General features: G+C 56.5%; 6 protein-coding genes, 3 rRNA genes and 1 pseudogene. 7 read left to right on the top strand and 3 right to left on the bottom strand.

Annotated elements, in window-relative coordinates:
• From OMP40_RS17710 to rrf, 3 genes are all read left to right on the top strand, one after another.
• Positions 1 to 1,215 (top strand): 16S ribosomal RNA (locus tag OMP40_RS17710); the annotation flags it as partial.
• Positions 1,216 to 1,504: 289 nt separating this feature from the next.
• A 23S ribosomal RNA gene (locus tag OMP40_RS17705) occupies positions 1,505 to 4,443 on the top strand.
• Between the two features lie 182 nt (positions 4,444 to 4,625).
• A 5S ribosomal RNA gene (gene rrf / locus OMP40_RS17700) occupies positions 4,626 to 4,742 on the top strand.
• A gap of 429 nt (positions 4,743 to 5,171) precedes the next feature.
• On the opposite strand, the gene OMP40_RS17695 is transcribed toward rrf, so the two are convergent.
• Both OMP40_RS17695 and OMP40_RS17690 read right to left on the bottom strand, forming a co-directional pair.
• Complete coding sequence (locus OMP40_RS17695; protein WP_277533409.1) at positions 5,172 to 5,645, bottom strand: VOC family protein; 474 nt, start codon at positions 5,643 to 5,645, stop codon at positions 5,172 to 5,174.
• A 70-nt stretch (positions 5,646 to 5,715) separates the two neighbouring features.
• Positions 5,716 to 6,033: an ArsR/SmtB family transcription factor gene (locus OMP40_RS17690; RefSeq protein WP_277533406.1), complete on the bottom strand. Its 318-nt coding sequence runs from the start codon at positions 6,031 to 6,033 to the stop codon at positions 5,716 to 5,718.
• Positions 6,034 to 6,155: 122 nt separating this feature from the next.
• On the opposite strand from OMP40_RS17690, the gene OMP40_RS17685 reads away from it, so the two are divergent.
• From OMP40_RS17685 to OMP40_RS17675, 3 genes are read left to right on the top strand one after another with little or no spacing between them, the layout of a single operon-like run.
• Positions 6,156 to 7,433 (top strand): MFS transporter, encoded by a 1,278-nt coding sequence (locus OMP40_RS17685; RefSeq protein ID WP_277533405.1) that lies wholly within the window; start codon positions 6,156 to 6,158, stop codon positions 7,431 to 7,433.
• The gene (locus OMP40_RS17680) at positions 7,381 to 7,569 is read left to right on the top strand and encodes a hypothetical protein (protein WP_277533404.1); all 189 of its coding nucleotides are present in this window, start codon (positions 7,381 to 7,383) and stop codon (positions 7,567 to 7,569) included. Before OMP40_RS17685 ends, OMP40_RS17680 begins: the two co-directional genes overlap by 53 nt.
• 40 nt (positions 7,570 to 7,609) lie before the next feature.
• Complete coding sequence (locus OMP40_RS17675) at positions 7,610 to 8,776, top strand: GNAT family N-acetyltransferase (RefSeq protein ID WP_277533403.1); 1,167 nt, start codon at positions 7,610 to 7,612, stop codon at positions 8,774 to 8,776.
• A 58-nt stretch (positions 8,777 to 8,834) separates the two neighbouring features.
• Here OMP40_RS17675 and OMP40_RS17670 read toward each other — a convergent pair whose 3' ends face one another.
• Positions 8,835 to 8,969 carry a hypothetical protein gene (locus tag OMP40_RS17670; protein ID WP_277533402.1) on the bottom strand — a complete coding sequence of 45 codons (135 nt, stop codon included), beginning with the start codon at positions 8,967 to 8,969 and terminating at the stop codon, positions 8,835 to 8,837.
• Between the two features lie 258 nt (positions 8,970 to 9,227).
• On the opposite strand from OMP40_RS17670, the pseudogene OMP40_RS17665 reads away from it, so the two are divergent.
• A pseudogene (locus OMP40_RS17665) lies at positions 9,228 to 9,687 on the top strand (CtsR family transcriptional regulator).
• The last annotated feature ends 17 nt before the right edge of the window (positions 9,688 to 9,704 follow it).

Here is a 9,704-nt window from a genome sequence, read left to right as displayed (position 1 = left end):
GCCCAGACTCCTACGGGAGGCAGCCGTCGGGATTCTTACGCAATGGGCGCAAGCCTGATGGAGCAACGCCGCGTGGTGAGGAAGGCTTTCGGGTCGTAAGACTTCTCTTGCCAGGGGAGAATAAGGGCCCGTTAACTGCTGGTTCGATGACGGTACCTGAGAAGAAAGCCCCGGCTAACTTACGTGCCAGGCAGCCGCGGTAATACGTAGGGGGCAAGCGTTGTCCGGAATTGTTGGGCGTAAAGCGCGCGCGAGGCGGTCTTTTAAGTCTGGTGTCTAAGTGCGGGGCTCAACCCCGTGATGCACTGGAAACTGGGAGACTTGGGTGCAGAAGAGGAGAGCGGAATTCCACGTGTAGCGGTGAAATGTCGTAGAGATGTGGAGGAACACCAGTGGCGAAGGCGGCTCTCTGGACTGTAACTGACGCTGAGGCGCGAAAGCGTGGGGAGCGAACAGGATTCGATACCCTGGTAGTCCACGCCGTAAACGATGAGTGCTAGGTGTTGGGGGGGTCCACCCCTCGGTGCCGAAGTTAACACATTAAGCACTCCGCCTGGGGAGTACGGTCGCAAGACTGAAACTGAAAGGAATTGACGGGGACCCGCACAAGCAGTGGAGTATGTGGTTTAATTCGAAGCAACGCGAAGAACCTTACCAGGTCTTGACATCCCTCTGACCGGTCTAGGATAGGCCTTTCCTTCGGGACAGAGGAGACAGGTGGTGCATGGTTGTCGTCAGCTCGTGTCGTGAGATGTTGGGTTAAGTCCCGCAACGAGCGCAACCCTTGGATTTAGTTGCCAGCACTACGGGTGGGCACTCTAGATCGACTGCCGGTGACAAACCGGAGGAAGGCGGGGATGACGTCAAATCATCATGCCCCTTATGACCTGGGCTACACACGTACTACAATGGCCGGTACAACGGGCAGCGAAGTCGCGAGACGGAGCCAATCCTACCAAAGCCGGTCTCAGTTCGGATTGCAGGCTGCAACTCGCCTGCATGAAGTCGGAATTGCTAGTAATCGCGGATCAGCATGCCGCGGTGAATACGTTCCCGGGTCTTGTACACACCGCCCGTCACACCACGAGAGTTTACAACACCCGAAGCCGGTGGGGTAACCCGCAAGGGAGCCAGCCGTCGAAGGTGGGGTAGATGATTGGGGTGAAGTCGTAACAAGGTAGCCGTATCGGAAGGTGCGGCTGGATCACCTCCTTTCTAAGGAGCCCTTCGGGGCAATACGAAAGTCCGTGGCTTTAACGCTCGAGTTCAGTTTTGAAGGAGAAATCCTTCAGCAAGCTGATCTTACGATCACTTGCTTGCACCTTGAAAACCGGATAGCGAAACGAAAATGCGCAAATTAGAAATTCTCTACAATGCCTTGTGTAGACTTTGCTGAGAGCGAAGAGATGTCGAATGGAACAGCCTTTCGAGGATCGGCCGGACTGCGCAAGCAGGTTGGCGGGTTGATCGGAGAACGCAGTGACATCGACAACTCGGAGCGTTAGGTTAAGCTATTAAGGGCGCACGGAGGATGCCTAGGCGCCAGGAGCCTAAGAAGGACGCGGCGAACAGCGAAATTGCCTCGGGGAGCCGTAAGCAGGCTTTGATCCGGGGATGTCCGAATGGGGAAACCCGGCTGGGGTCATGCCCAGTCATCCATGAGTGAATACATAGCTCATGAGAAGGCACACCCAGGGAACTGAAACATCTAAGTACCTGGAGGAGAAGAAAACAAGAGTGATTCCGTCAGTAGCGGCGAGCGAAAGCGGATTAGCCCAAACCTGAGAGCTTGCTCTCAGGGGTTGTGGGACGTCTCACATGGAGTTACAAAGGAGCAGGTTAGGCGAAGAGATCTGGAAAGGTCCGGCATAGAGGGTAAAAGCCCCGTAGCCGAAAGTCTGCTCCCTCCGAGACGGATCCCGAGTACCGCGGGACACGAGAAACCCCGTGGGAATCCGGCAGGACCATCTGCCAAGGCTAAATACTCCCTGGCGACCGATAGTGAAGCAGTACCGTGAGGGAAAGGTGAAAAGCACCGCGGGAGCGGAGTGAAAAAGAACCTGAAACCGTGCGCTTACAAGAAGTCAGAGCCCGATCTAGGGGTGATGGCGTGCCTTTTGTAGAATGAACCGGCGAGTTACGTTTACGTGCGAGGTTAAGTCGGAGAGACGGAGCCGCAGCGAAAGCGAGTCTGAATAGGGCGCTTGAGTACGTAGTCGTAGACCCGAAACCGGGTGATCTACCCCTGTGCAGGGTGAAGGTGAGGTAACACTTACTGGAGGCCCGAACTCGTGAGCGTTGAAAAGCTCTGGGATGACGTGGGGGTAGGGGAGAAATTCCAATCGAACTCGGAGATAGCTGGTTCTCCCCCGAAATAGCTTTAGGGCTAGCCTCGAGATTTAGCATCATGGAGGTAGAGCACTGATTGGGTGCGGGGCCCGCCAAGGGTTACCAAGTCCAGTCAAACTCCGAATGCCATGGATGTATGCTCGGGAGTCAGACGGCGAGTGCTAAGATCCGTCGTCAAGAGGGAAAGAGCCCAGATCATCAGCTAAGGTCCCCAAGTGTGTGTTAAGTGGGAAAGGATGTGGAGTTGCGAAGACAACCAGGATGTTGGCTTAGAAGCAGCCACCATTTAAAGAGTGCGTAATAGCTCACTGGTCGAGTGACTCTGCGCCGAAAATGTAACGGGGCTAAACACACCACCGAAGCTATGGCTCGCGTTTCTTTTAGAAACGCTTGGGTAGGGGAGCGTTGAATGCGGGTAGAAGTCGGACCGAGAGGACCGGTGGACTGCATTCAAGTGAGAATGCCGGTATGAGTAACGAAAAGACAGGTGAGAATCCTGTCCGCCGAAAGCCTAAGGGTTCCTGAGGAAGGTTCGTCCGCTCAGGGTAAGTCGGGACCTAAGGCGAGGCCGAAAGGCGTAGTCGAAGGACAACAGGTTGAAATTCCTGTACCACCGTAATCCGTTACGAGCGATGGGGGGACGCAGGAGGGCAAGAACGCGAGCTGATGGAATAGCTCGTCCAAGCAGTGAGGGGTGCATGTAGGCAAATCCGCATGCTTTAACCTTGAGCTGTGATGGGGAGGGAAAATTACAGTACCGAAGGTTCCGTGCTCACGCTGCCGAGAAAAGCCTCTAGCCAGGAGAAGGTGCCCGTACCGCAAACCGACACAGGTAGGCGAGAAGAGAATTCTAAGGCGCGCGGAAGAACTCTCGTTAAGGAACTCGGCAAAATGACCCCGTAACTTCGGGAGAAGGGGTGCCTCGGTAGGGTGAATAGCCCGAGGGGGCCGCAGTGAATAGGCCCAAGCGACTGTTTAGCAAAAACACAGGTCTGTGCGAAGCCGTAAGGCGAAGTATACGGGCTGACGCCTGCCCGGTGCTGGAAGGTTAAGGGGAGCGGTTAGGGGCAACCCGAAGCTGTGAACCGAAGCCCCAGTAAACGGCGGCCGTAACTATAACGGTCCTAAGGTAGCGAAATTCCTTGTCAGGTAAATTCTGACCCGCACGAATGGCGTAACGACTTGGGCGCTGTCTCAACGAGAGATCCGGTGAAATTTTAGTACCTGTGAAGATGCAGGTTACCCGCGACGTGACGGAAAGACCCCATGGAGCTTTACTGTAGCTTGATATTGAACTTGGGTACGGTCTGTACAGGATAGGTGGGAGCCTGAGAAGTTGGAGCGCAAGCTTCAATGGAGGCGCCGTTGGGATACCACCCTGATCGTATCTAGGTTCTAACCTGTCACCGTGAATCCGGTGAAGGGACCGTGTCAGGCGGACAGTTTGACTGGGGCGGTCGCCTCCTAAAGCGTAACGGAGGCGCCCCAAGGTTCCCTCAGAATGGTTGGAAATCATTCGAAGAGTGCAAAGGCATAAGGGAGCTTGACTGCGAGACCTACAAGTCGAGCAGGGACGAAAGTCGGGCTTAGTGATCCGGTGGTACCGAATGGAAGGGCCATCGCTCAACGGATAAAAGCTACCCTGGGGATAACAGGCTTATCTCCCCCCAAGAGTCCACATCGACGGGGAGGTTTGGCACCTCGATGTCGGCTCATCGCATCCTGGGGCTGAAGTAGGTCCCAAGGGTTGGGCTGTTCGCCCATTAAAGCGGTACGCGAGCTGGGTTCAGAACGTCGTGAGACAGTTCGGTCCCTATCTGTCGCGGGCGTAGGAAATTTGAGAGGGGCTGTCCTTAGTACGAGAGGACCGGGATGGACGCACCGCTGGTGTACCAGTTGTTCCGCCAGGAGCATCGCTGGGTAGCCAAGTGCGGGAGGGATAAGCGCTGAAAGCATCTAAGCGCGAAGCCCGCCTCAAGATGAGATTTCCCAGTATGTAAGACCCCCTGGAAGAACACCAGGTTGATAGGCTCGGGGTGTAAGCATGGTAACATGTGTAGCTGACGAGTACTAATCGGTCGAGGGCTTATCCTACCGTTCCTTCCGAGGAACAAACGGCAAGCCGCACAGGTAAGAGCATTTCTAAGCGCAAATTCGTTTCGCATCCGGTTTTCAGGGCGCAAGCTCTGTGAAGCTGCCAAGCTGTTTGGCTTATGCCAAACAGGAGGTTACGCCTGAACAGGCTACACCGTTTGCGCGCTTCGCTGCACAACAGGTCTGGTGATTATGGCGGAGGGGTCCCACGCGTACCCATCTCGAACACGACCGTTAAGCCCTCCAGCGCCAATGGTACTTGGACCGCAGGGTCCTGGGAGAGTCGGACGTCGCCAGGCCAATGGACAGCAAAAGAAAACCACCTTCTTCGGAGGGTGGTTTTCTTTTGCGTTTTGCGAACAGTATGGGCGGGACGCGCGGCTTCGGATGGGTTAGCGGACTCAGTGACCGTTATTTTGCGGATATCCATCGTTTTGCGTAAGTTGCGGACCGGAAAGTCGTTATTGGCGCCGAAGTCGCTTGAAATTGCCCGCGACCGTGCGAATAGCGGCAACTGGATCCGCAGACTCGCCTAAATGGGCGGAATGAATGGAAATAACGTATGCTGGGTCCGCACATGGTTGCATGGTCGCGAACGGAAATGCGGAATAGACGAAGCCAGGAAGCCTAGAAGCCCGCAACAAGCCGGGAAACTCAGAAGCCCATAAGCCAAGAAACCCAGAAGTCCCGAGAATATGGGCCCCTCTTCTTCAGCCAACATTCGCAAGCTATTCGCGTCGTCTCGACGTAAAGCATTGAAACGTGACGCCGAACTTGTCTTTCACGACGCCGTAGGCGGGGCTAAAGTGAAAGGCGCCGAGCGGCGTGATCACTGTGCCATCTTCCCGAAGCGCATTGTACATGCGCGTTGCCTGGTCGGCATCCGGCGTCGTAATGCAGATCGTGAGCAGGTCGCCTTCCAGCGGGTTTTTACCCGGCTCGCAATCGGCGACCATGAGCTGGGCATCTCCGATTTTTAATTCGCTGTGGGCGATGCGATTTTTCATTGTTTCCGGCATGGCGTCCGATGCGCCGGGACCGGCGCCGAAGGTCTGACTGAACGTCACTTCTGCGCCAAGCGCATTTTCGTAAAATTGGATGGCCTCTCTGGCGCGTCCGTCCAACTGGATGAAGGGTACAAAACGAATGCTCAATGCGATCAGCTCCTTGGCTACGATTAAGCCGCCGTCCTGGCGTCTCAAGACCAGCTTATCCCTTAATGGTGACAAGTCTTGTCATCAACGCAAAAGAGCGCAAAAAAAAACCGACAGCTCATAGCTCGTCGGTTTCTTCATAGGAAGAGAGGATCGCATTTAACAGTCCCGGAAAACGCGTCTCCAGATCTTCCTCGCGTATGGACAATAATCGCTGCGTACCGTGCGTTCGCGTACGTATGACGCCTGCTTCGCGAAGCGTGCGACTGTGGTGCGAGACGGTGGACTTGGCGATCGGCAGTTCGATATCGCCGCAAGAGCGTTCGCCGTTCTGTCTCAGCTTGTGAACCATCATAAGCCGAACAGGGTCGCTAAGCGCATATAATACGGAAGAGAGCTGGATATCCGCCGTATCTGGATGGAAGAGCGGCTTCATGAGCGGAGCCCTCCTTTGGATGAGATTCGTAATTGCATTTTATCATAGACGATGTTATATTTCTATTGTTCGATTATCATAGAACTTTAAAACAATGAAATAAATGAATGGAGATGAACCGAATGAACGCAATAAATGCGGCTGGAGACGCGGCCGCGCGTAAGGAGCTTCCCTCCTTTAAATCGGAAAAGGTCGCGACGCTCATTCTTGGGCTGGCCATGGTGCTCGTTATCATGAATACGATGATGTTTAATCTGGCGCTGCCGGACGTCACGCATGACTTCGCGCTTACGCCGTCGAGCGCATCGTGGATCGTAACCGGTTATTCCATCGTATTCGCGATCGCCTCGATTACGTACAGCAGGCTGTCGGACTACGTGCCGATCAGGCGGCTGGTCGTGATTAGTTTGCTGCTCTTCGGCATAGCCGCGATCGTCGGTCTGTTCGCGAACAGCTTCCTGATGCTGCTGATCGTACGGATCGTGCAGGCCACCGGCGCAGGCGCCATTCCCTCGCTTTCGCTCGTGCTTATCAGCCGATACGTTCCGGTGGAACGCAGAGGCGCAGCCATGGCGATTATTATGTCCGCGGCGTCGCTTGGCCTTGGGCTGGGCCCGGTCGTTGGCGGAGCCGTCGTGCAGTACCTCGGCTGGCATTTCTTATTCGCCGTCAGCGCCTTGACGTTGATCCTTGTCCCCGTGCTGGCGATCTTGCTGCCCCGCGAGAGCAAGGGCGCCGGATCGCTGGACCTCCCCGGCGCGCTGCTGGCCGCCGTCAGTACGACGGGCGTCTTGTTATTTTTGACGAATCACCAATGGTACATGCTCGCCGGCGGCGCGCTGGCGCTCATTCTATTCGCCGTGCGCATTCGCACAGCCCGTTACCCGTTCGTGCTGCCCGCTTTGTTCGCGAACCGCAAGTACCTGCTGCTTAGCGCCGTAGGCGTCGCTGCATACCTGTCCAGCTTCGCGACGCTGTTCCTGCTTCCGCAGATTCTTGTGCACCTCCACGGGCTCAGCGCGATCGAGTCCGGCCTCGTGATCTTCCCGGGCTCGCTGCTCGCGCTTCTGATGTCCCGCAAGGTCGGCGGCATCATCGATCGCAGCGGCAACGCGGCGATTGTCCGTTACATGCCGAAGCTGATCCTGCTCTCCGTCGTCTTGTTCGCCTTATTGTCGGGGACGTCGTACGTATCGATCCTATTGATCTACATGCTGTTGAGCCTCGGCTTCACCTTCATGACCAGCAGCATCTCCAACGAGATGTCTCGGCTTGCTGCCCGTATCGCAGATCGGCTCGGGCATGGGGCTGTTCCAGCTCCTCCAGTTCGTGAGCGGCGCGTTCGGCGTGGCGCTGTCCGCGAGCGCGATCGACTGGCAGAAGAGCCTGCCGCTGCATGAAGCGTACAGCAACATCTACTGGGGATTGTCCGTCGTCGTGCTGCTCTCCATCGGCTGCGCCTATCTCTATCTCAGGAGCGCGGGCGCGAAGCCCGTACTCACTCATGCCCAGGCCGTGCAAGCGGATCGCTCTTAAGCTATAGTGGTAGGTAGCATAAGGGAGGCGGGCTATTCACATGGACATTCGTCATCTGACGCTCGACGATTTCGACGAGCGGATCGCATTATCCGAATTCGCGTTTCAATTCAAGCTGCCGCAGGAGCGCAGGGAGACGGAGCTTCAATATTTCAGGCCCGAGGAGCATCTAGGCGCCTTCGACGAACAAGGCAAGCTGCTGTCCGCGCTGATGCTGCTCCCGTTCCGCGTCTGGGTGAACGGCGTCAGCGTGAAAATGGGCGGCATCGCGAGCGTGGCGACTTGGCCGGAGGCGCGCCGTCATGGCTGCGTGTCGCGTCTTCTGAGCGTTTCGCTGAAAAAAATGCGCGAGCAGGGGCAGACGGTCAGCATGCTGCACCCCTTCTCCTTCGCCTTTTACCGCAAATTCGGCTGGGAGATGACCAGCGAGCTGAAAAAATACGAGCTTGAGCCGCGCCATTTCCCGTCGAAAAGGCATACGCCGGGCAGCGTCGAGCGGATCGCGCCGAATACGGCTGCGGTCGCCGAGCTGTATGCCAAGGCCGCATCGCGCTATACCGGGATGCTGGATAGAGACGAGGAGTGGTGGACGCGCAAGCGCTGGACGATGCCGGGTCTGCTTGCCCTATATCGCAACGAAGCGGGCGAACCCGAAGGCTATGTGCATTATCAGGTGGAAAACCGGGTCATGACGGTGCTTGAATGGGTATCCGTTACGGAAAAGGCGCGCAGCGGGCTGTGGGAATTTGTCGGGAACCACGATTCGATGATCGAAAGGCTCAAAATGACCGTGCCTATGGACGATCCGCTTCCGTTTCTGGTCGCCGATCCTCGCTTCAAGCAGGAGACGCACCCGTACTTTATGACGCGAATCGTCGATGCCGAAGCGTTCCTATCCCAATACCGGTTCGCGTCCGGCCCGGAAGAGACGCTGTCGCTGCGCCTGCAGGACGCGCATGCCCCTTGGAACGACGGCGCGTTCCTGCTGTCGATCGGGACGGACGGCAAGGCGGCTTTATCCCGTGCGGAAGCCGATCCCGCCGCTACAGTCACGATGGACATACAGTCGCTCGCCGCGCTGTTGTTGGGCGGACGCCGACCCGGGATGTTGGCCGAGGCGGGAAGGCTTGACGGCAAGCCGGATCTTGTCGCCTTGCTCGAACGCCGCGTGCCGGCATACGAGACGTTTTTGACGGACTTTTTCTAAGCGATCGACAAGGGCGCATTGCCATCTGCCGACAGGCATCTTGGCGCTGCGCCTTTCTTTACGATTTCGTTTTTTTGGCGGCTTCGTATCGGTCGACCGCTTCCTGGACGAGATCCTTGCCCGGCAGCTTTGCGTTAATGCGCAACAGGATAATGATGACGACGACGAGAAGGACGGTATTGAGCCATGCCATGCAGATCACCGCTTTCCGTACAATATGATCATGTAAATAATAACCAAATCACCGGAGAAGGGAAAGCGAAAGCCGGCGATTTTTAAACCGGCCCGAAACGGTGCATACTGAGAGGAGAGAGACGGATCGCCTCGGCTCCGGTCGCCGGGGCAAACGGGGTTGCATTTTATTATAAAGCGCGTATAATATGGTTATAGTCAAAGAAAGTCAAAGTCAAAAGTCAAAGCCGTTCTCCGGAAAGGGGGTTAGGCTCTTGTCATGCGCAACATATCCGATCTGATCGAGCACTATCTGAAGCAGATCTTGCAGAGCAGCGCAGGCTCGATCGAGATCCAGCGTGGAGATCTCGCGGAGAAGTTCTCATGCGTGCCTTCTCAGATCAACTACGTCATCAGCACGCGGTTTACGCTCGAAAAAGGGTACAGTGTAGAGAGTAAACGGGGAGGCGGGGGGTTACATCCGCATTCAGCGCGTGGATCTCCCGTCCCTTGAAGCCGTGCAGCGTCTGCTGCGCCAGAGCGCGGGCAGCCGGATCGACGAGAACAAGGCCAACGGTTTGATCTACCAGCTTGAAGAGGCCGGGATCGTCACCGCCCGGGAGGCGCACCTGATGCGTACCGCGTTATCGGAGGAGGCGCTTCCGCTCAAGCAGCCGCTGCAGGACGAGCTGAGGTCCAACCTGATGCGCGTCATGCTGCTGGCGCTGCTCGCGCGTTAGGATCGGGACGACCGACG

It is taken from the genome of Cohnella rhizosphaerae (assembly GCF_029525575.1).
Lineage (GTDB): Bacteria > Bacillota > Bacilli > Paenibacillales > Paenibacillaceae > Cohnella > Cohnella rhizosphaerae.
The sequence above is the reverse complement of the archived record's forward strand: the minus strand, read 5'-3'. Positions and strand labels throughout refer to the sequence as shown.